Below are 394 nucleotides of genomic sequence, written 5' to 3'. Positions count from 1 at the left end.
GCACTACTCATAGACCATCGTCGCGAACTCCTTCGCTTGTATCTGGAGCAGCAGGGAACGCACATCGGATTCTACCTCGGCAATGGCCTCACTGGCATCGAGTGTTTGTGGACCATCCTTTTCGGAGCCATCCCGTCCTTTGTCCCAGGCTTTCTCCATGATCTTGTCAGCGGCCCCCTTTTCATCTGCTTCCTGTGTTTTATTCACTGTACCGGAAGATGTTCCATTGAATGTTCCGTTCATGGCTTCAATACGGGAATCAATTATGGAGCCGGTACCAGAATCATTCGATAATTCATCAAAAGAACCTATCAGCTCTTTTTCCGGGATGTTTGAAGAACCGTCTTCCGCGCTGTTTCCGGTGTTCCCTTCATTCACCCTGACCGTCTTGAAG

General features: G+C 49.5%; 1 protein-coding gene. It reads right to left on the bottom strand.

Going from position 1 to position 394, the window contains the following annotated elements; genetic code table 11:
* Window positions 1-3 precede the first annotated feature (3 nt).
* The coding region (locus tag JWG43_RS19170) for a hypothetical protein (RefSeq protein ID WP_205244489.1) at window positions 4-394 on the bottom strand (391 nt) is incomplete at its 5' end.

The sequence above is a fragment of the Desulfobulbus alkaliphilus genome (genome assembly GCF_016918545.1).
Classification (GTDB): domain Bacteria; phylum Desulfobacterota; class Desulfobulbia; order Desulfobulbales; family Desulfobulbaceae; genus Desulfobulbus; species Desulfobulbus alkaliphilus.
Note: the sequence above shows the minus strand (reverse complement) of the source record. Positions and strands in the feature narration are given on the sequence as shown.